The 20,768-nt window shown below is 46.7% G+C and carries 18 protein-coding genes; 9 read left to right on the forward strand and 9 right to left on the reverse strand.

The window, feature by feature from the left end; translation table 11 throughout:
- Window positions 1-149 precede the first annotated feature (149 nt).
- Window positions 150-2,045 (forward strand): PrkA family serine protein kinase, encoded by a 1,896-nt coding sequence (locus tag MHI21_RS07780; protein ID WP_165176125.1) that lies wholly within the window; start codon window positions 150-152, stop codon window positions 2,043-2,045.
- Window positions 2,046-2,340: 295 nt separating this feature from the next.
- Window positions 2,341-3,363: a globin-coupled sensor protein gene (locus MHI21_RS07785; protein WP_061831409.1), complete on the forward strand. Its 1,023-nt coding sequence runs from the start codon at window positions 2,341-2,343 to the stop codon at window positions 3,361-3,363.
- Window positions 3,364-3,401: 38 nt separating this feature from the next.
- Here MHI21_RS07785 and MHI21_RS07790 read toward each other — a convergent pair whose 3' ends face one another.
- The 7 genes from MHI21_RS07790 to MHI21_RS07820 form a co-directional block, all read right to left on the reverse strand.
- Complete coding sequence (locus tag MHI21_RS07790) at window positions 3,402-4,280, reverse strand: arylamine N-acetyltransferase (RefSeq protein ID WP_342419751.1); 879 nt, start codon at window positions 4,278-4,280, stop codon at window positions 3,402-3,404.
- Window positions 4,281-4,524: 244 nt separating this feature from the next.
- Entirely contained in the window at window positions 4,525-5,421 is an 897-nt protein-coding gene (locus MHI21_RS07795; protein ID WP_209949850.1) for an aminoglycoside phosphotransferase family protein, read from the reverse strand.
- Window positions 5,422-5,439: 18 nt separating this feature from the next.
- A complete protein-coding gene (locus MHI21_RS07800; RefSeq protein ID WP_341161912.1) occupies window positions 5,440-6,450 on the reverse strand; it encodes an aminoglycoside phosphotransferase family protein in 1,011 nt (336 codons plus the stop codon).
- Between the two features lie 207 nt (window positions 6,451-6,657).
- Window positions 6,658-7,206 carry a PepSY domain-containing protein gene (locus MHI21_RS07805; RefSeq protein WP_342419752.1) on the reverse strand — a complete coding sequence of 183 codons (549 nt, stop codon included), beginning with the start codon at window positions 7,204-7,206 and terminating at the stop codon, window positions 6,658-6,660.
- 119 nt (window positions 7,207-7,325) lie between these two features.
- Window positions 7,326-7,919 carry a PepSY domain-containing protein gene (locus MHI21_RS07810; protein WP_342419753.1) on the reverse strand — a complete coding sequence of 198 codons (594 nt, stop codon included), beginning with the start codon at window positions 7,917-7,919 and terminating at the stop codon, window positions 7,326-7,328.
- Window positions 7,920-7,941: 22 nt separating this feature from the next.
- Window positions 7,942-9,303 (reverse strand): HAMP domain-containing sensor histidine kinase, encoded by a 1,362-nt coding sequence (locus MHI21_RS07815; RefSeq protein WP_341161909.1) that lies wholly within the window; start codon window positions 9,301-9,303, stop codon window positions 7,942-7,944.
- Complete coding sequence (locus MHI21_RS07820; RefSeq protein WP_076294949.1) at window positions 9,300-10,001, reverse strand: response regulator transcription factor; 702 nt, start codon at window positions 9,999-10,001, stop codon at window positions 9,300-9,302. The genes MHI21_RS07815 and MHI21_RS07820 overlap by 4 nt, the downstream gene beginning before the upstream one ends.
- A 326-nt stretch (window positions 10,002-10,327) precedes the next feature.
- Between MHI21_RS07820 and MHI21_RS07825 the strand changes: the two genes are divergently transcribed.
- The 7 genes from MHI21_RS07825 to MHI21_RS07855 all read left to right on the forward strand — a co-directional run bounded on the left by MHI21_RS07825 (window position 10,328) and on the right by MHI21_RS07855 (window position 18,046).
- Window positions 10,328-11,023, forward strand: coding sequence for an AroM family protein (locus tag MHI21_RS07825; RefSeq protein ID WP_165176111.1), 696 nt, complete (start codon window positions 10,328-10,330; stop codon window positions 11,021-11,023).
- Window positions 11,024-11,049: 26 nt separating this feature from the next.
- A complete protein-coding gene (locus tag MHI21_RS07830; protein WP_342419754.1) occupies window positions 11,050-12,000 on the forward strand; it encodes an aminopeptidase in 951 nt (316 codons plus the stop codon).
- A 16-nt stretch (window positions 12,001-12,016) separates the two neighbouring features.
- Window positions 12,017-12,643 (forward strand): aspartate/glutamate racemase family protein, encoded by a 627-nt coding sequence (locus MHI21_RS07835; protein WP_322162719.1) that lies wholly within the window; start codon window positions 12,017-12,019, stop codon window positions 12,641-12,643.
- Window positions 12,644-12,902: 259 nt separating this feature from the next.
- Window positions 12,903-14,438 carry a PucR family transcriptional regulator ligand-binding domain-containing protein gene (locus MHI21_RS07840; protein ID WP_342419755.1) on the forward strand — a complete coding sequence of 512 codons (1,536 nt, stop codon included), beginning with the start codon at window positions 12,903-12,905 and terminating at the stop codon, window positions 14,436-14,438.
- A 33-nt stretch (window positions 14,439-14,471) separates the two neighbouring features.
- On the forward strand, window positions 14,472-15,158 hold the full coding sequence (locus tag MHI21_RS07845; protein WP_342419756.1) for a response regulator transcription factor: 687 nt from the start codon (window positions 14,472-14,474) through the stop codon (window positions 15,156-15,158).
- Window positions 15,155-16,738 (forward strand): HAMP domain-containing sensor histidine kinase, encoded by a 1,584-nt coding sequence (locus MHI21_RS07850; protein WP_342419757.1) that lies wholly within the window; start codon window positions 15,155-15,157, stop codon window positions 16,736-16,738. Before MHI21_RS07845 ends, MHI21_RS07850 begins: the two co-directional genes overlap by 4 nt.
- Before the next feature lie 126 nt (window positions 16,739-16,864).
- Window positions 16,865-18,046: a WD40 repeat domain-containing protein gene (locus MHI21_RS07855; RefSeq protein WP_342419758.1), complete on the forward strand. Its 1,182-nt coding sequence runs from the start codon at window positions 16,865-16,867 to the stop codon at window positions 18,044-18,046.
- Between the two features lie 68 nt (window positions 18,047-18,114).
- Here MHI21_RS07855 and MHI21_RS07860 read toward each other — a convergent pair whose 3' ends face one another.
- Both MHI21_RS07860 and yhbH read right to left on the reverse strand, forming a co-directional pair.
- On the reverse strand, window positions 18,115-19,557 hold the full coding sequence (locus MHI21_RS07860) for a SpoVR family protein (protein WP_342419759.1): 1,443 nt from the start codon (window positions 19,555-19,557) through the stop codon (window positions 18,115-18,117).
- Window positions 19,554-20,720 carry a sporulation protein YhbH gene (yhbH, locus tag MHI21_RS07865; RefSeq protein WP_025723949.1) on the reverse strand — a complete coding sequence of 389 codons (1,167 nt, stop codon included), beginning with the start codon at window positions 20,718-20,720 and terminating at the stop codon, window positions 19,554-19,556. Before yhbH ends, MHI21_RS07860 begins: the two co-directional genes overlap by 4 nt.
- Between the last annotated feature and the right edge of the window lie 48 nt (window positions 20,721-20,768).

A 20,768-nucleotide genomic window follows, 5' to 3' on the forward strand; every position in this document is an offset into this window, starting at 1 on the left:
AAATAGGTCAATTCTGAAATCAATCTGCATAGGTATGTATTACACTTTTTTTTAAGGGGATTGCATCATATCCTGAAAGGCGTGACGAGTGTAGCCATAATCATCAGGAGTGGAGGATAGTCATTACGCAGTCATGGGAGGAACCGAGCATGAATATTTTTGAACGCGTTGCGGAGTACCGGGCGGAAAACAACCGTCTGGCCTGGAGCGGCACTTTTAGAGAGTATATTGAGATACTCAAGAAAGACCCGACGCCGGCGATGACAGCTCATGCACGGGTTTACAAGATGATTGAATCTTTTGGTGTAGAAGAGGTTGGGGGACATAAGCGATACAAATTTTTTGAGCAGGAGATCTTTGGACTGGATCGAGCGCTGGAAAAGTTGGTGGAGGAATATTTCCATTCCTCAGCCAGGCGGCTTGATGTTCGCAAGCGTATCCTTCTTTTGATGGGACCCGTCAGTGGGGGGAAATCGACACTGGTCACGTTGCTAAAACGTGGTCTGGAGAAATTTTCAAGAACGGATCAGGGAGCCGTATACGCGATTGAAGGCTGCCCCATGCACGAGGACCCGCTTCATCTGATTCCCCATGAGCTGCGTCCCGATTTTGAAAAGGAGCTGGGTGTACGGATTGAAGGTAATCTCTGCCCATCCTGCCAGATGAGATTGCGCACGGAATTTGATGGTGATATTGAAAAGGTCCGCGTGGAGCGGGTATTTATATCGGAAGAAAACCGGATTGGTATTGGTACGTTCAGCCCTTCTGATCCGAAGTCACAGGATATTGCTGATTTGACGGGCAGCATCGACTTTTCCACGATTACAGAGTATGGTTCGGAATCTGATCCGCGTGCGTATCGGTTTGACGGAGAATTGAACAAAGCGAATCGTGGACTGATGGAGTTTCAGGAAATGCTGAAATGCGATGAGAAGTTTTTGTGGAATTTGCTTTCTCTGACCCAAGAGGGAAATTTTAAGGCTGGGCGGTTTGCGCTCATCAGTGCAGATGAACTGATCGTGGCTCACACCAATGAATCCGAGTATAAAAGCTTTATTGCAAACAAAAAGAACGAGGCGTTGCAATCACGGATGATTGTAATGCCGATTCCTTATAACCTGAAAGTATCTGAGGAAGAAAAGATTTACGCCAAGCTCATTGATCAAAGTGATATGAGACATATCCACATTGCGCCTCATGCGCTGAGAACGGCTGCCATTTTCTCCGTGCTTACCCGCTTGAAGGAGACGAAGAAACAGGGGATGGATCTGGTCAAAAAGATGCGCATGTATGACGGTGAAGAGGTCGAAGGATACAAGGAAGCCGATCTGAAGGAAATGCAAAGTGAGTTTCTGGAGGAAGGTATGTCCGGGGTAGACCCGCGGTACGTCATAAATCGTATTTCTAGTGCATTGATTAAGCAAAATGTGGAATCCATCAATGCCCTTGACATTTTACGAGCAATTAAGGATGGTCTGGATCAACATGCCTCCATCACAAAGGAAGAACGGGAGCGCTATCTGAATTTCATTTCCGTGGCTCGTAAGGAATATGACGAATTGGCGAAAAAAGAAGTGCAGAAGGCCTTTGTCTACTCTTTCGAGGAATCAGCCAAGACGCTGTTTGACAACTATTTGGATAACATCGAAGCTTTTTGCAATTGGGCGAAAATTCGCGATCCGCTCACAGATGAGGAACTCGACCCGGATGAGCGGCTCATGCGCTCTATTGAGGAGCAAATCGGGGTATCGGAAAATGCGAAAAAAGCGTTCCGTGAAGAAATATTAATCCGTATTTCCGCGTATTCTCGCAAGGGACGAAAGTTTGAGTATCATCATCATGATCGGCTGCGAGAAGCCATTGAGAAGAAGCTGTTTGCCGATTTGAAGGATATTGTGAAGATTACGACTTCAACCAAAACGCCTGACGCTAATCAGCTCAAACGGATGAATGAGGTGATTAAGCGACTGATTGAGGAGCACGGCTACACAGGAGCCAGCGCCAACGATCTGTTAAGGTATGTAGGTAGCCTCCTGAATCGGTAAGACGAATAATAAACAAGTACAGTATGGTGAAACCATAGGTTGATCTGGATGGTGTCATACGGTTGTGAGGTATCCGATGAACGTGTTTCGTAGAGGGAATTCGGCAAGCACAGGGGATTTCAGGTGCTGCCGGATTCTTTTTTTGTATCATTAAGCAGTTGAGTTTATATATAATTTTTCTGAAATTGCTATGAAAAAAATCATAATCAATCTTCTGCTTTTTTAACATTTTCTAAAAAGTTGCCGATAAATATGGTAATGTAAAATCTATGTAAACTATTATTTGGAGGAACTTATGATTCATGTCGCGGAAAGTAGATTAAAACAGATACAATATATTGGTATTACTGATGATGATTTGGCTTTATTGCATCATTATCAGGGACTATTCCAATCTATTGTGAATGAGGTGGTCGATCGGTTTTATGAGCATGTAGAAAAGGTTCCGCATCTTATGTCGATTATTTCCAAATGGTCGAATATTGAACGACTAAAACAAACACAACGTGAATACTGGCTTTCTCTCGCAGATGGAAAAATAGATGATCAGTTTATCGAACACCGTCTTTTTGTGGGGCAGGTACATTCCCGAATCGGATTGTCTTCCGATTATTATTTAGGCACGTACATTGCTTATCTTGATATTGCAGTCGACATTTTAAAGCGTTCGGGGATAGAGGATTGGTTTTCTATTGTGCATGCTCTTTCCAAAATGTTTAACCTGGATTCCCAGCTTGTACTGGAAGCTTATCAGGAAAAGGAAAAGGAACAAATCAACGAGCTGGCCGACGAACAAACGCAGGTGCTGACCGTTGTGTCCCGAATTGCGCAAAATTTGACCGGGATGATTGCTGAGCTTAGGGAAAATACGGATAATATCGCGGAGAGTGCCTGCAACACTGCTTCTTCGCAGGAACATACAGAGGAATTGGTACAGCATTTGAGTGACGAGATTAAGCATATTGAGCAGATGAGCGGTACGATCCGGGAACTGTCCGATCAGACTCATCTGCTGGGACTGAATGCGGCGATTGAGGCTGCCCATGCGCAGGAAGCAGGGCGCGGGTTTCAAATTGTGGCACAGGAGGTGCGAAAGCTTGCATCTAATTCGAAGCAAGCACAGGAGCAAATTCAGCGCAAGGTGCTGGATATTGCCCGTATGCTTGACAGTGTGCAATCTGAAACAGCTGTCACAACAGCCAGTGCCCGGCAACAGGCTTCCAGCTCAGAGGAATTGGCTTCGTTCACAAAGCTGATCGAAAACATGGTGAAGGAATTGGAAATGCTGCAGCACTCCTCGGAAATGCTAAAGGTGTAAGATGTGGCTTGAAGGCTATCCTTACGTTGGAGGCTTCACTATTGTAACGATTCAGTCATAGACTTTTTCCATTCTATATGAGCCGCAAGTACTCTTTTCCATAACTCGTCCCGTTCCTGGCGACTGTAGTTAACGAGCGGCTCGCCAAATACATCTGCCAACACTTCCAGCCACTGCGACTTCTTATCCAACTCTATTTTTTCCAAACCGTTTAGCCCGCGTTTTTTCCAAATACATCCTCTGAGTTCATTCGCCTCTAATGCTTGCCTTTGCCGAATCAGAAACAGGTTAAACCATGGAGATTCCGGTGAGCGGCTATAGAAATGATGTTTCGGCATAAATTCTTCCAAATCCTGAACAACCGTAGGAGCAAAATCAACGCCAACAAATGAAGCAAGCGAGTCATGCTCTAAGCGCCAACCTTTTGTAACAACCCCGGATTCCATGACTTTATAATGAAGAGGGGCTTGTTCATAAGTCCCCATACGGAGTGGAAGAGGCTCATATGGCATATCGCCCAGCCCGACATCAACAATCCATACTTCATCTTCTTGCTGCTCATTTAGCAAGTTCACTGTTAGTCCAAGATGAAATGAATTAATGCGTGGTTCAGCTCCCAGAGGTTGTACCCCGGCACGATGCAGAGAAACTTTGTACCCTAGTGAATATAGTAGTGCACTAAATGCACCATTTAGATGGAAACAATAACCACTTCTCCCATGTAGAATGAGTTGAACGGATTCTTGAAAACCAATGGCTGCCGGCTTCCTTGCAAAAATGTCCAAAGTTTGCCATGAAAGATGTTTTACATGAGCCTTATGCAGCTCAACTAGATAGGAAAAGGTAGGAGGCTGAATTTCGGGAATTCCGATTCTGTTTAAATAAGCTTTTATTTCTTCTTTTGTCATGGTGTACATGTACAATCACCTCTATTGTTAGTTTCCCAAATTCTCTTCTCGAAACCATTAAGCATTGAGTCTTAGCATCATTGTAGAAGGGGGAAGTGCTGTTTACAATGCTATATATTTTTGGTTGTACCGGTACAGTCAGCAATTCGATTGGCTTTAGCGGCATGCGCTTTTCCTGTAGTTGGTTGTCAGAACACAAAAAAACAGACCGCTTCATCGGGTCTGTTTTTTTGTTTAGTTCCAAGCTGACAGATTATAAGAGTGATCTAAGTTCACGTCGGTATTTGTTCAAATGCGCGAACGACGGAATGACTCGCTTGGCAGAACGGAAGCCGCCTATTCTGATATTGCGGACCACATGATAGGGAGAGATCAATAGTGCGTGAAGCAGATGCAAATCATGGGTGCTCAATGGACGATATCGTTGATAGTAATCTATCGCGCGCAGCATCTTTGTCCCATTCCAAAGACAATTCCGATGAAGAAGATGGGAGAGATCTTTCATCCTTACATGTAGGGAGCAATTTTCAAAGTCGATCATATGGATTTTGAGCTGTTTGTCTTTAATCAGATTGGGATAATTATAGTCGCCGTGTATAAATGCGGCGGCTTTTTGCTCTTGAGCAATGGCTTCTCTAACTTTGGGCTGCTGTAGGCGATGGGACACTTCTTCACAAAGAGCTACGAGATGTGCTGTACCTCTGTATGGGATGAGGCGTTTTTTGTATCCAGCTATTTCATCGCTCAAGCCTTCATACCGGATTCTGGATGGCGGAGCTTCAGTGATAGGAAAGCCAACGGCACTGGAATGGAATTTGGCTAAAGTAGCAATTCCCTTTTTGAAGTCTATTCTTTTTGTGAATTCTGGTCTGAGTCCATGAACCCAATTGGTTAATGTATACGAAACACCTTCATAGGTCATGTAAGCCGTTTGTTGTACTGTTGGATAGACCTTTTGGCTGCGTGTAAACCCGCGCTCATCCAAGTAGGACAAGACACGTGTAATAAAACGGATCTCTTCTTCCGGGAATTTGTAGGGTTTTAAGCAATAAGTCGTATTAGCGGTCTCAATCTTGTGAATGTCCTTCATTTGACGGGTACGCTGAATTTTGATTCCGTACATCTGCTCAACGTTCGATAAAATCGACATTTTGATCCTCACTTTCTTTTATACATGAGCCCACTCCTGCAAAATATGGATGATTTGTAATCGAAGAGGCCACGACTGATCCCAATTGTCCAGGATTTCGCGATCTCTTGAACGATTCGGGTGTCGGGAAGCATGCCAGGCTTCTCGTGGTAGTTTATATAAAGCTGTGACAATCTTCCGTTCTGTACGGCTTAGTGGTTTGCTCTTTTGGTATCCCTTCAGCAAGGATTGCACAAATTCAGGATTGAATTGAGTCGTATTCATAAGGGCCTTTGCCAAATCAGCATAGACTGAGCCGATCTTAACCCGATCCCAATCAATGATTTTGAGATGACCGTCATCCGAAATAATGACATTCGGGGTAGTGATATCACTGTGTATCAAGGAGGGATGACGATGTTCCATCCGAAGCAGCCTTATAATGGATGCGTCCTGCAAATCCTTCCATGCTCGCCTGGATAAACGTTTGCAGTCTTCGCCGTGAGCATTGTACCAGTTGCGGTACGTTTTATCATGGTGACTGGTTTTTGTCATTTTTTTTTGAAAAAGACGATCCTGGTTTTTCCATATCCGCAATTGTTGAATGGTCGGAGGGGATTTTCCTTTATCCATCTGATGCAAGCCGGTGGAGGTGGCGTGAAGTGTAGCAAGTGCCCGCCCCAGTTTTTCGAAATCTTCAGCGGTCTCCAGTCCCCGTCCTTTGATCCACTGACTTACATAAAATGGCGTCCCCTGATATAGAGTCCATAACTTGCCGGAATGAGTGGGGAGCCATGCGGGCATGTAAGTATACTTTCTCTTTTTCAAAAGCCTGATATGGCTCGCAGCTCGTTCCATCTGTTGAATCGTATTTGAACGGACCATCTTTGTACGACTAAAGGGCTTTAGTGCATAAGTTCCTTTTTTCGTTTTCACCTTGATCACTGCATTTTTTCGGTATAATGATGAGACTAAGCTTGATTTTAACGGGATCAGGCCGAAACGACGGGTGATTTTGCGAATCTGTGCTTTAGTATAGGATTTCGCCATAAGAACCTCACTTGACTTTGGATTGAAGAAAAAAGGTAATCCTCTGTTAGTTATCAGTCTATTCATGAAGAAATAATAGGTGCAGTTTTATGGAGCCATCTTCGTTCTTTTCCTGTGTCACATTGGTCAAAAAAACGGAGCAGCGAAAGTTCGCTGCTCCGTTTTAATTAGCTCTGTATTTAGTTACCCTAATTATGACCTGGGTAATTAATATTCGTTGTCATCATCATCGTCTGTATCCACGATTGCGCCAGATGATGCATGGATATCAAGCTCAACGGTTCCTTCGTTGGTGAGTACCTTTACCTCGTAGATGAATTGTCCATCTTCCTTATCCAATTTAGAAGACAAAAGGGTACTCCCGGGCACGTGCTTAAGCGCGATTTGTCCAGCCTGCTTTTCAGTCAGGGTGATGTGATTTGGCTTGTTAAGGGAGGACTCGTTAATAGAGTCATGATCAAGCTCAGAATGGGAACGGATGGTTTTCCCGGTATGAGCATCAATATCTATATCCCAATCTTTATCCCCTTGCTGGAGATCCACCTCATAGTAGACTTTTCCGTTCTTGCGCTCCAGTTCGATATCTTCAACTTGTGCATTATTCCCCACAGCCTTCTTGGCAATGTTGGCAGCGGCGGTCGCTCCAATAAGGCCCGTAGGTTTAGCGGCCCATACGGCATTCGCTGAGACACCCGTAACCGTAACTCCAAGCAGAACCGTAGCTGCCATAATTCCTAATGTATAGTTTTTTTTCATTACATTGTTCCTCCTTGTGCTATAAGCATGAATACAGCTTATCTCTTAAACATGAGAGGAACATAATAGAATCATGAGAAAACCATGAGAAAACATGAGCTGAGATGATCATCAAGTCGTCATGATTCGTTGTGCTCCTGTTTTTCTTTTTCCCACGTTATAGAGTCGATAGAGCCCGATACTGCATTGACCTGTACTACTGCTTCACGCCCATCTTTTACCTCAACCTCAACCAGATAGTAGAGGCCTTTGTCGTTGCGATGAAGCTCAATATCATCGGCTGTTCCGTTAACTGCTTTGGCAGCAAGCTTGGCTGCTTCTTTCTCTGTAATAACGAGAGAAACCGGGTCAGGTTTATTAGCTGGATTCGATGTGTCTCTGGTTGGTGAGGTACCCGGCTTGTGATATTGGGGCTCCTGCTTCGCATCTGTATAAGCCTGTGTCCGCTTAATGGAGTCGATGACACCGTCATAGGCATTGGCTTTTATATCGTACTTCCCTTTGGCGCGTTCCAGCCTGATCAGATAAAAATCACCCAAGCGTTGGGATTCGAGCACCTCGCCGGGATACTGATGCAAAACGGATTGGATGACGGCCTTTTCTTCCAATGGAGAAGCTGCTAACGACCGTGCCCAAGGCCACTGTAAAAGACAAATTGTAATCAATACAGCCGCCAGCGTACCCCCAATCATCCACACATAGATGGCTTTCATCGTTATTCCCTCCTTTTGCTTATTATTTTGGAACGGTAGGGAGGATGATCGTTGCCGTTGTTCCGCTCCCCTCTACACTTTCTAGCCCAATTTGAGCATGTATAGCTTGTGCAATTCCTGTAGCCAATGATAAGCCTAGTCCAGTCCCACCTTCCTCGCGGCTTCTGGCTTCATCCACACGATAGAAGCGGTCGAATACTTTAGATAACTTTTCTTCCGGGATTCCAATTCCTTGATCTGTGATTCTTATGCGGGGTTGAACTGTATCGCCTATCGTATCAATCATCAGGTGTATCGGCTCGTCACTGTATTTGCGTGCATTATCCAAAAAGATAAATAGGAGCTGCTTCAGCTTATTTTCATCGGTATAGCCAATGCAGTCTGCCTGTACATCCAGTTGAATTTGTCGGGCGAACGCATTTTCAAATGTAGCCTTTAATTCTGTCGCTATTCTGGTCAGGCGTACAGGCTCCAGCACGACATTCCACTGTTCTTCGTTTCTGGCTAACAGAAGAAGCTGCTCTGCCATGTCCTTCATTCGGATCGCCTCGGAATGGATCGCTTCAACGGATTCGGCAAAAATCTTGGGATGCTGCAACCCCCGTCGTTTGAGCAGGCTGGCATAACTTTCAATAATGGTGAGCGGCGTCTTCAATTCATGGGACGCATTAGATACAAATTGTTCTTGCCTGACGAAATTTCGCTCTAGCAGTTCAATCATGTCATTAAATGTTTCACCCATTTCGACCAGTTCGTCGCGTGATGATGAATGGAGCGGAAGACGTTTAAATTTCCCGCTGCGCTGAATTTCTTTCATCGTGCTAATCATAGATGTAATTGGACGTGTAATCAGTCTGCCGAGCAGTCTTCCCGATACCACGACAGGAATGAGCGCAATTCCAGTGACAGCAACAAGTACGATTCTGAGTACCTGTAGCGTCTGCATCGTCGGTTGCAGACTTTCGGTCACCTGGAGATTGACAACCTCGCCATTGGTCCAAATCATGGGGAGCGATACAAGAATGTAACGGTTGCTTTCATAGGTAATGATGCGAACCTGCCGTGTTTCATCAAAAACGCCCTTCATCAAGCTAAGAGATTGCTCGGAAGAAGAGGTGATCGGGGGAAGAAAGTCGCCTTCTGGTTTCATTAGCCGAAGCATGCCATCCAGCGGTACATAGGCTCGGAGAAGATCCTCAGCGGCTACGGATACCGGAGCACGTTGAATCCCACGAATCATGTTTTCTGCTGCGGCCTCTACCTGGTCTTTTCGACTGTCTATCGAAAGTTGGCTGAATAGGAAATAGACTGAGAAGTTAATGGCCACAAGTAAAATCCCGAATAATAACGAGGTATACGTATGGATTTTGTTTTGTAGCTTCATAAGGATTCCTTCAGAACATAACCAATTCCGCGTACAGTATGGATCAGCTCAGGGAGCTGGCGCGTAGGGTCGATTTTATTGCGCACGTAGCGAATATACACATCGACCACATTGGTATCGCCCATATAATCTATGCCCCATACATTCTCCAGTAATTGTTCACGGCTAAGTACCTGCCGCTGGTGTCTGAGTAAATGAACGAGCAAGTCAAACTCTCGCGGTGTAAGCTCAATGTTGTGCTCTCCCCGAAGAACTTCACGAGTACCTTCATGGAGACGTAAATCCCCGGCACTAAGCCATTTATCTACCACTTGTGGAGCCATGTCTTTCGTTGCACCCACTCTGAGTGCGGCCCGTACACGTGCAAGCAGCTCTTCGATCACAAACGGTTTGGTAACATAATCATTGGCTCCCAAATCGAGTCCCTCGACCTTATCTGCAATGGAACTTTTAGCCGTCAGCAAAATGACAGGAACGTTCGCATCATGCTTGCGAATCCTCCGAAGTAGCTCGATGCCATTGAGACCGGGAATCATAATATCCAACAACACTAGGTCCCAATTGCCTTTGCAATACGTCTCCAGCCCATCAATTCCGTTTTTTTCTTTACATACTTGATAGCCTTCAAATTGAAGTTCGATCTCTAGAAGCCGGGCAATCTTTTCTTCGTCTTCTACGATCAAAATAGATTGTTTCATGATCATGCCCTCCTGTAGGCGAATAGCCGATACGGAAGTATTTTAGCATATACGGACACGTAAGACACTTCAAAGCGCAGGGCAGTGAGGGAAGAGATATTTATACTGCGTTATATTTCTTGACACTAAAAAGGGATAAAATGTAATGATAGCGCTATGATTTTGTTTTTTTATCCTTTATGCACAACAAATAAGCCTTTGTTTTGGTCAGAACGAACATTGTTTATGTTAGGAAAGTTGCAGTAACATAAGTTAAAACTATTCACCAGAACCGAAATAAGGGCAGACCGCGGGCTTGCCCTTTGTCGCCAGGAGCGTAAAATAAAATGAAGCGAAAGCAGGGGTTCAAAATGCATAAGCTTGGGATGATTACGATTGGGCAAGCTCCTCGGTCAGATGTGGCCCCTATCGTAGAAAGGGCGTTGGAAGGACGGGCAGAGCTGGTACAGGCCGGTGCGCTGGATGGGCTCTCATTGGACTATATACAACAGCATCTATCACCGTCACCGGGAGAATATGTTTTAACCTCGCGCTTGACGACCGGGGAGTCGGTGGTCATTTCACGCGAAAAAATCCAGCCGCTGCTCCAGGAAAAAATCACACATTTGGAGGAGCAAGGCATACGTACGATTTTGCTACTCTGTACCGGTGTGTTTCCTGGATTACATACCCAAAGCGCTTTTCTAATTGAGCCAGATCAAGTGCTTCCTCCTGTACTAAAGGCCATGTCCAGCGGAAGAAGACTGGGTCTCATTGGACCGCTCGAAGAACAGAAGAATAACCTCAAGCTTAAATTCAGTCCTTATGGATTGAATCCAGAGTTTGCGGCGGTCTCGCCTTACAGTGGCAGTGAGGAAGAATTTTGCCGAGCAGCCGGACAATTCAAGAATCAAGCCGATCTGATCGTGCTGGATTGCATGGGCTATACGGAAACGCATCGAGAGCTGGCGGCGCATTACTCAGGGATTCCCGTTGTATTGTCCAATGCCTTGATTGGCAAACTGGTATCGGAAATGGTGTAAGGAGCTAAAAATTGGAGGTAAGAACTATGAGTCAACAACGTATTGAAATCAGTAAAAATGTATTGCAAAAATGTTTGGGACTTAGCGCTGGGGAGACGCTTCTGGTCGTAACCGACGATGATAAAAAAGAATTGGGCGAGTCCATATATGAGGCTGGCAAGGCACTGGGGGCAGAAGCAGCTATTTTGACGATGAAGGTTCGCTCCAAATCGGGCGAGGAGCCTCCAGTCCCTGTTGCCGAAGCCATGCTTCGCTCCAACGTTGTTGTATGTGTCACCCGGTATTCGCTGACACATACAAGTGCCCGTAAGCAGGCCGCAGCTGCTGGAGCACGCCTGGCGACCATGCCTGGCATGACAGACGATATGTTCATGAATGGAGCAATCGCTGCTGATTATCCGAAGGTCAAGGCGCTGACCGAAGAGGTAACCGCATTGCTGACTGCTGCCAAGCAGGTACGGATTGAAAAGGATGGATATAGTTTGAACTTTACCATAGAAGGGCGCAACGGCGTTCCCAGCACAGGTATGTATTTGAATCCTGGCGAATCGGGCAATCTGCCTTCCGGTGAAGCGTATATTGCTCCACTGGAAGGAACGGCACAGGGTCAGATTGTGGTGGACGGTTCTATAGCGGGAATCGGTGCCTTAAAAGAGCCGCTGCTGCTGACGGTGCAAAATGGCAGATTGATCGCCGCAGAAGGGGAAGCCGGACAGTCCCTGCTGGATATGCTCGGTGAAGGCGATGGTAGAATGCTGGCCGAATTTGGTATTGGAACGAATGATAAAGCCCGCATTACAGGTGTTGTATTAGAGGACGAGAAAGTATATGGCACGATTCATGTCGCTTTTGGCAGCAATAATACCTTCGGGGGAACTGTCGCTGCGGGTGTACATATTGACGGAGTCGTACAAAAACCGGATGTATATCTGGATGATCGTCTGATGATGAAGGCTGGTCAGTTGCTAGAGAGATAAAAGGGAGGAAGTTATCATGCTTGGAATGATCAGAGTGCTTACCATGCAGGACAAAGCAGCTATCGACCTTCACGGCCGGGTCATTGAGCAGCGCTACGGGCTGCCTGTCACCAGTGTATGTATCCCTGATCAGCCGAAAGGAATCTACGATGATATCACAGACCGGGAAGCGGTGCCTAAAATTGTGCTTGCGGCGCAACAACTCGTTGAACAAGGCTGTACGTCTATCGGTATTAGCTGCGCGGCTGATCCGGCGCTAGAGGAAACTCGTCAAGCTGTATCTGTACCTGTATACGGGGCGGGGTCTTGTGCGGCACTCTTGGCTCTGACATCGGCCAGCCGTGTAGGCGTGTTGACCATTTTGGAGGAGGCTCCGCCGCTGATTCGCCACATTTTGGGCAATTCCTATATCGGTACAGAGCGTCCCATAGGTGTGCAGACGACACTGGACTTGAACACTCCACAAGGTAAAGAGGCGGCTATGGCAGCAGCGTTGCGGCTTCAGGAGAAGGGAGCTGAGGTAATCGTACTTGCCTGCACAGGTTTTGTAACGATGAACTTTGCGCCAGAGCTGGAGCGTACACTGGGTATTCGGGCTATTGATCCGATTGTGGCGTTGGGTGCAGCCGTGTCGGTACGCTAGCAGTTGCTTCGTGTGGAGAACAAGCAGGATAGTTCTTAAACCTCATTATAAATAGTTGAATATTAAAATAAACCGCCTTTTCCAGAAAAGGGCGGTTTATTTAGGTTCCATTGAGCTCCTAAAGATAGGAATGGGCTGGTGTGGATAGACTTGACCAAGCGGTAAAAGGTTTTGTTTTGTACACTTTTTTGGTACACTATCCTGAAAATTAGATGAAGTAAGGATTTTGCAAAATAAATAGCAGGGTGGTCTGGTCTTTATGAAAATACCGGGTGTAACAGTTCAAGAGCTCATGGCAATACCCGTGTTGAAGGAGGCGAAGGTATTAAGCGGAGAACAGGGGCTAAGCCGGGTTGTCCGGTTTATTGACATTATGGAAGTCCCTGACCTGAAAGGCTGGGTCCGGGAAGGTGTATTGTTGATGACAACGGCTTATTCAATCCGTCATGAGCCTGAGGTATTGTGCCAAATTATTCAATTACTGCATCAGGGCGGAGCGGCGGCGCTTGTGATCAAGCCTACCCGCTTTCTCACGGGAATTCCCCACAGTGCGCTGGAAGAAAGCAATGCCTGCGGTCTTCCTGTGATTGAGATTCCAGCCGATATTCCCTATACGGATATTACGCAGCGTGTCATGGATATGGTGTTGAACCGACAGGCAGAGCTGCTGCGACGTTCGGAAGAAATCTATCGAACGTTAACGACGATGGTGCTGGAGAACAGTGGCATACAGGCTGTAAGCGATAATATAGCAGAGCTTTTTAAAGCTCCGGTTGCTTTGATTGATAATGGAGGTCAAGCCATTGTCACTTCACCACAAGAATGGGACTGGACGATGGTACAAGGTGCTCGTCATTTTCCCATTAGCGTAGATAAACGTACAGTTGCCAAGTTGGTCATTGCCCGCAATGAGCTGGATGATATGGAGCAGGTTGGTATTGAGCAGGCACGGCTGGTGATGGCGTTGGAACTCATGCGTGAAAAGGCGGTAGAAGATACGGAAAGCCGACTACGGGGGAACTTTATAGATGAGCTAATGACACCTCCGTTGCCGTTGCGGCATGAGGTTGAGCGGAGAGGTCGTCAATTGGGATTTAACCCGGAATATGACTGGGAGGTGGCTGTACTGGAAAGTGCTGCGGCTCCGCCAGAAGAGATTCTTTCTGGGTTATTGAGTACGGAATCGACCCGACGGCGTGTGGTGTCTCATATTGAGTTTCGTTCAAATCGTGCGATATTATTTCTGCCAACTCTTCAGCCGAATGATCACCAGAACGTACCTGGCTCTGATCAGGAAATGTCCTGGAGTGATACGCTGAAAAACTGGTCGACTGAAAAGGCCTGGGGTACCGCCGATTATTATTTAGGCATCGGAAGTGCCAAAAAGTTATGGGAGCTGCTGCAAAGCTACAATGAAGCACGTCGTGCCATTACTGTAGCCCAGCGGCTGTATCCTGATCAACGTGTATGCAAATACAGCGATATAGAGTTGCACTATATGCTTGGAGAAGCGATGGACAAAGAGGAATTTTCAAATGTGTTTGAACGCAAGCTGGGGAGACTTCAGCAATATGATCGCTCACATGGCAGTGACTTACTCAAAACGTTATTTTATTATTTGGAAAACAGAGGCAGTCTGGTAGATACAGCCAATTATCTTTTTATACATCGTAACTCAGTAAAATACAGATTGGAACGAATACGTGATATGACGGATTTTGATCTTAACGATCCACGTGAGCAGTTTATATGCCATACATGTCTGATTCATTATTATTTGCGGGAACATAGGTAGCTGGAACGTTTTTTTATGCAGGGAGGGCAGGACATGGATAAAAAAGTACTGATAGCGGACGATGAGGCGAGCATTCGGAATGCGCTGGCTTATGCATTAAAGCGAGAGGGTTTTTTGGTGGAAACCGCCGTTGACGGGGAGGACGCCTTGGAAAAAGTACGTTTGTTCCATCCAGATGTGCTCATACTGGATGTGATGATGCCCAAACTGGGTGGATATGAGGTGTGCCGCCGTTTGGAAAGTCGGAAGGGCATCGGTATTTTACTGCTGACGGCCAAAAACGATATCGTTGATAAGGTACTCGGGCTGGAGCTGGGTGCGGACGATTTTATGAGCAAACCGTTTGACCTGAGGGAGCTGCTCGCTCGTATTAAAGCATTGGTACGGAGGCTGGAGCGAGAAGGAGCGCCTGCCCCGGAAGGAACAGAAGTAGTCCTCGGCCCATTACGGGTACGTCCGTCCAGCCGAACAGCTGAACTTGGAGCCATAGCGCTGGAGCTGACCCCCAAGGAGTTTGATGTGCTGGCGCTGTTGGTGTCCCATGCCGGGAGAGTGTATACACGGGACGAGCTGCTAGAGCAGGTATGGAGCTTCGATTATGTGGGCGGAACGCGGACGGTGGATATTCATATCCAGCGCTTGCGCAAGAAGCTTGAGCCACATCAAGCGATATTGCAGACTGTGTATGGTATCGGCTATAAGGCAGAGAAAATGACGTGAACGAACATCATTCACTCCATCAGCAAGGAAGCTTGCGGTCCACCGACCAACAGAAGCGCAAACGCAAACCTACAGGCTTGAGCCTGCGTTGGAAATTTCCGCTGGTACTGGCGGCTTTGCTGGTGTTTACTGTGGGTGTGCTGAGCTGGCTCGTGCTTACTGGTATTCGCGCTAACCAGACAGATCAAATGGAACGCAGCTTAAAGCGTCAGGCCGAAATTGTAGAAATGCGTGTAAAACAGTCTTACCTGTTGGGAGTGCGCCAATCACCGGAAGACTTTATGAAGAAGCAGGCACCTCAACTCGCAGTGGAACTGGGCGTATCCAGTAATATGCGTGTTATTTTATATGATGGTCAGGGGCATGAGGTTGGCAATTCTCTACCGCTGGCTTTTAGAACAGATGTCAGCCAGGCGCTCTCCTATGCGATCCAAGGCAAAATTGCGTATATTACGGAAGGAAGCGCAATCACTTATTTGGCTCCGCTTCAAGGTCCAGACGGCTTACTGGGAGTGGTACAGCTTCACAGCTCAACAGAAGCACAGCAGCAGTTCTACCGGGCCATTGCCCACTTGTTTCTATGGACGGGGGGTGCGGTGCTGGTATTGAGCTTTATTTTGGGTTTAGGCTATGTTAGCCGCCAGACGAGGGACATCGGACGACTGACTCGGGCTTCCGAACAGATATCGGCAGGGCATTATCCAGAAGCCAGACTGCTGCGGCGGCAGGATGAACTGGGAAGACTGGATGAAGGAATGCTCCAGATGAGTCATGTGATCCGGAAGAGCATTACCGCGCTGGAAAACGAAAAGCTCCGGCTGGAAGAAGCGGTTCAGCGCTTGAGAGAGCTAGAGCAGCAGCAAAAATCTTTTATTGGAAATATCAGCCATGAACTAAAGACCCCATTAACCTCTATTCAAGCTTATGCTGATTTACTGGATATGTATGGGGATGATCCTGAACTGGTGCGTGAAGCGAGAGAAAGCATCAGTAAGGAAACAAAACGGTTGTACGAGCTTGTCGAGGACTCGTTGCGGCTATCTGTGCTGGATAAATATGATTTTGAATTGCATACGGAGGCTGTGGAACTGCATTCGTTACTGGAAGATGCAGGGAGCCGTATTCGAGGGAAAGCGGCGGCGCGTGGACTGAATTTTTCAATAGATACCGTTCCTGCCCAGGTGTGGGGAGACCCTAAGCATCTGATGCATATTGTATTGAATTTGCTAGATAATGCAGTGAAGTACAATCGGGATGGTGGATGGATTACGTTATCGAATCGGGTAGAACAGGACACTGTGATGGTGTATATACGTAATTCCGGTCCATGCATTCCCAGGGAGCAATGGGACATGATTTTTGAGCCGTTCGCTACCTTAAGCCGTGATCGTTCTCGTCAGGACAGCGGTACGGGACTCGGTCTTCCTCTGGCACGCAGACTGGCGGAGCGTATGGGGGGAGAGTTGCAGCTTACAGCTTCAGATCATAGTGGGTTGGAAAATGGCAACGGCCATACGAATGTAAGTGGGAATGAATTTTCGCTTAGACTCCCCCTCTTGGTTCACGATGGCTCCCTGTAAACGGCCGATTGTTAGCACAGGGCTAGATAGAATGATGTTTTGTTTACAATTTGGAAACAATTCGATGTATTCATGAGATGTTCGGCTATTAAACTGGGGGTATCGTTAACAAGGAGGCCGTTGTACATGATAAAGAGAAACATAGACAGCTTTGGGCAAAAGAACGGCTCCTCTCATCGCGAAGGTTCCCGCACAAGGTTTCTCAGACAGAAAGCCACGCGGGTGCTCATGACCGGCTTGATCGTGGGGGGATTGCTCAGCGGTTGCGGCATGAAGAACGCAGGAGAGACAAATCCAGCATCCGGTATGAAGCCGGGTCAGCAGCTTACTGTGATTGACACGGATGTAGCCCGGCAGCAGGTAACGGACGAGCTGGTGGTGTCGTCTATCGACAGACTGGGGGATGTCTACGCGAGATCTTGGCTGAGCGACGAAGAGCTGATTGTCGAGCGTAAAACCCAGCTGTGGATTCATAATGTAGAGACAGACAAGGAGCGGATTTTAACACCAGGTCGTAAGGCTCCACAGTTACTTGCTGTGGTATCACCGGATCAGCGCCATGTCTTTTTTACTGAAGGTAGCACCAGCAGCAAATATGATATTCAGGGCTACATTTTGGAACTAAGCAGTGGTAAGATTACACCGATTGGCAAGCTGGATATGACTAACGAAGTGAGCTGGAGCGATGAGAATGATCTCATTACAGGCACACCGGATGGTAAAATCCAGCTGATTGGTCTGGACGGCAAAGCTAAAGAATTGAGTTTTCAAGATCCGAATCGCTCTGAATTGATGTCTCATGTCGAAAAAGTGGGTAACGCCATATTTTATACAGGCAGTGATAAACAAGGGTATCCGGTGCTGAATCGGTTCACCCTCAATCATCCTCAGGCTGTGACCATTGCAGAGGGTGCCATGTCCTTTGCCGTGTCGCCTGACGGTAAGTCTATTGCCATTGAAAAGCGGAAATGGAATACATCCGAACCAGCCCGTATGATCATTTTGGATGAACAGGGCAAAGAGAAAGGAATCGTCGGTCAAGGTACTTTAATGAGTCGTGGAAGCTGGTCCAGCGACGGGTCCAAGCTTGCTTTCTCCATTTATGATGAGGATCAGCAAGGCATGAGAGGGCTGTATGTGTTTGACCAGTCCACGGGTAAAACCACTCCGGTTACGACCGATATCCAATCCTATGACAGCCCAACGGTATGGAGCCCATCCGCCCGGTTTTTATCCATGTACCAGAACATTTCGGAAGGTGGAAAACAGCTCAATCAAAGCTATATCGTCGAATTTAAGGAAAAGTAGTAAAAGGCGCATATCCGTTTGTTCGGAATGCGCCTTTTTAAATTAGGATGGCTATTGATTTTATATATCTATACAAACTTGCGATGATGCTTCTTACCGTCATATGAGAATAAGGCGAGCTTACCCTCAATCATCGTTTCCAAATGAACGGTGCGCCCCCACAGCTGATATACATACGGAAGCGTGCGCTCCATATATTTTAAATCTAATTCAATGCCTTCGTACTGGTGCTTGAGCTTCAACTCGCCCGTATGCAGGTAATCTCCATCCTCGACGACGATATAAGGGGAGCCTCCATTCACACGTGAAAACACAAGCTGATCCCGTATGTTTTCCCAGGATTTGTCAGTAATTTTCCAATCGGGTCCCCGTTTCTCAAACACGTACAGATCCAAATCCTCTGTCAGTTTCTTGGTCATGTAATTGCGTATAAAAGAGGTGTCCGAGTCGAATTCTCGTACCTCGAACATTTTAGCTCGACCCTCGCCTGGTTTGCGTCTTTGTCGCTCTTGTTCCTCACGGGTTGGGTTATCCCATCGTTTTTCAATATCCTCAAATATTTTCAGCCCCAAATAGTACGGGTTTAGGCTTTGCTTGGAAGGCTGTACGACAGAAGCGTTCAACAACGCAAATTCAACGGTTTCCTCCCCGGTCAAATCCAGTTCCCTTACAATTCGCTGGTGCCAATAGGAGGCCCAGCCTTCATTCATGATTTTGGTCTCCATTTGGGGCCAGAAATACAGCATTTCGTCCCGTAGCATCGTCATAATATCCCGCTGCCAGTCCTCCAGCACCTCCGAGAATTCCTGAATAAACCAGACGATATCTTTTTCAGGTTCCGGTGGGAACTTGCGTACCTTGATGCCCTCAGTCTCGGCGGGATCATACTGCTTCACTGTGTCCAGTGACCACAGATCATCGTAAGGCCCCGGGGGACGCTGGCGTTTTCCAGGTTCTTTCTGCTCCCGAATTTTGAGCTCCATGTAGCGCTGCTTATCCAGATGCCTTGGTTTGATGATCTGTGGATCCACATGCTCTTGTATCGCCAGTACAGAGTCAATGAAGGATTCCACAGCCTTTGAACCGTATTCCATTTCATAGCTGTTGATTCGATCTGCTGTGGCCGACATACTCTCCACCATATTGCGATTAGAAGCTGAAAAGCGAGCGTTGTGTTTAAAAAAATCACAGTGTGCCAGTACATGGGCGACAATCAGTTTATTCTGCACCAAAGAATTTCCTTCCAGCAGGAAGGCATAGCAGGGATTGGAGTTAATGACCAGTTCATAGATTTTGCTCAATCCAAAATCGTACTGCATTTTCATCTTGTGAAACGTTTTTCCAAAACTCCAGTGGCTGAAGCGCGTGGGCATACCATAGGCTCCGAACGTATATACAATATCCGCCGGACAAATCTCATACCGCATCGGGTAGTAGTCGAGCCCGAATCCATCGGCAATCTCCATAATTTCTGATATCGCATATTCTAGCTCCTTCTGGTCGGTGCTCATCCTACCGTTCCCCCTTCCCGTTTGCGAAAAAAGGTACGTAAGGCTTGGTATACCTCACCTTTTTCCTTGATGACATAGTACATAAACTGATCCTTTTTAATATTCTTGTAGGCTGACATCAGCGTGCTGCTGCGATTATATTGATTCACTTCTCCATAGCCGAACATATTGCTTCGCTTTATAAGTTCCTCGATTAGCTTCACACACCGCTCATTGTCCGAGGTCAGGTTATCGCCATCCGAGAAATGGAAGGGATATATATTGTAGCTGGAAGGAGGATATCGTTTGTCGATAATCTCTAGTGCTTTCAGATAAGCCGAAGAGCAGATCGTGCCGCCACTTTCTCCGCGGGTAAAAAATTCTTCCTCCGTAACTTCTTTAGCCTCGGTATGATGCGCGAGAAAGACAATTTCCACCTTTTCATACTGACGGCGCAAAAAGCGGGTCATCCAGAAAAAGAAGCTGCGAGCGCAATATTTTTCAAAAGAGCCCATTGAGCCTGATGTGTCCATCATGGCTATAATCACCGCGTTGGATTGGGGAATAGTCTTCTCTTCCCATGTTTTGTAGCGAAGATCGTCCGGACTAATATGATGAATACCCGGTTTCCCCTCACGGGCGTTGCGGCGCAGATTTTCGAGAATGGTTCGTTTCTTGTCAATGTTCGCTTGCATGCCTTTTTTACGTATATCATTGAACACGATAGATTCAACCTCAATTTGATCCTTATCTTTTTGCTGTAAATTAGGTAATTCCATTTCCTCGAACAGCATATCTTCCAGTTCTTCTATGCTGACTTCCGTTTCCATAATATCGTGTCCCGGCTGGTCGCCGGCTTTCTCACCTTTACCAGGCTTCTGGGAGGCAGGATCCCGTCCGATGACATCCCCTACCTGACTATCTCCATCCCCTTGACCTACATGCTTTTGCTTTTGATAGTTATAAATGAAGCGATATTCATCCAGACTGCGAATCGGCACTTTGATAATCTGTTGACCGTCCGACATAATAATATTTTCTTCCGTTATCAGATCGGGTAGATTTTGCTTAATGACATCTTTGACCTTCTGCTGATGACGTTGCTGGTCCTGGTACCCTTTGCGATGCAGCGACCAATCTTCGCGGGATACGACGAATGAATATGGCTGGCGTGGTTCCGGCATTATTAGGCACCCCCCAAGTGGATACACGGCACAGTTTGGCCTTGTTGG

It is taken from the genome of Paenibacillus sp. FSL H8-0168, from assembly GCF_038592955.1.
Classification (GTDB): Bacteria; Bacillota; Bacilli; order Paenibacillales; family Paenibacillaceae; genus Paenibacillus; species Paenibacillus polymyxa_B.

Coding starts and splice junctions, on each gene's coding strand:
- MHI21_RS07780 (WP_165176125.1), top strand. CDS start 150: ATGAATATTTTTGAACGCGTTGCGGAGTACCGGGCGGAAAACAACCGT.
- MHI21_RS07785 (WP_061831409.1), top strand. CDS start 2,341: ATGATTCATGTCGCGGAAAGTAGATTAAAACAGATACAATATATTGGT.
- MHI21_RS07790 (WP_342419751.1), bottom strand. CDS start 4,280: ATGTACACCATGACAAAAGAAGAAATAAAAGCTTATTTAAACAGAATC.
- MHI21_RS07795 (WP_209949850.1), bottom strand. CDS start 5,421: ATGTCGATTTTATCGAACGTTGAGCAGATGTACGGAATCAAAATTCAG.
- MHI21_RS07800 (WP_341161912.1), bottom strand. CDS start 6,450: ATGGCGAAATCCTATACTAAAGCACAGATTCGCAAAATCACCCGTCGT.
- MHI21_RS07805 (WP_342419752.1), bottom strand. CDS start 7,206: ATGAAAAAAAACTATACATTAGGAATTATGGCAGCTACGGTTCTGCTT.
- MHI21_RS07810 (WP_342419753.1), bottom strand. CDS start 7,919: ATGAAAGCCATCTATGTGTGGATGATTGGGGGTACGCTGGCGGCTGTA.
- MHI21_RS07815 (WP_341161909.1), bottom strand. CDS start 9,303: ATGAAGCTACAAAACAAAATCCATACGTATACCTCGTTATTATTCGGG.
- MHI21_RS07820 (WP_076294949.1), bottom strand. CDS start 10,001: ATGAAACAATCTATTTTGATCGTAGAAGACGAAGAAAAGATTGCCCGG.
- MHI21_RS07825 (WP_165176111.1), top strand. CDS start 10,328: ATGAAGCGAAAGCAGGGGTTCAAAATGCATAAGCTTGGGATGATTACG.
- MHI21_RS07830 (WP_342419754.1), top strand. CDS start 11,050: ATGAGTCAACAACGTATTGAAATCAGTAAAAATGTATTGCAAAAATGT.
- MHI21_RS07835 (WP_322162719.1), top strand. CDS start 12,017: ATGCTTGGAATGATCAGAGTGCTTACCATGCAGGACAAAGCAGCTATC.
- MHI21_RS07840 (WP_342419755.1), top strand. CDS start 12,903: ATGAAAATACCGGGTGTAACAGTTCAAGAGCTCATGGCAATACCCGTG.
- MHI21_RS07845 (WP_342419756.1), top strand. CDS start 14,472: ATGGATAAAAAAGTACTGATAGCGGACGATGAGGCGAGCATTCGGAAT.
- MHI21_RS07855 (WP_342419758.1), top strand. CDS start 16,865: ATGATAAAGAGAAACATAGACAGCTTTGGGCAAAAGAACGGCTCCTCT.
- MHI21_RS07860 (WP_342419759.1), bottom strand. CDS start 19,557: ATGAGCACCGACCAGAAGGAGCTAGAATATGCGATATCAGAAATTATG.
- yhbH (WP_025723949.1), bottom strand. CDS start 20,720: ATGCCGGAACCACGCCAGCCATATTCATTCGTCGTATCCCGCGAAGAT.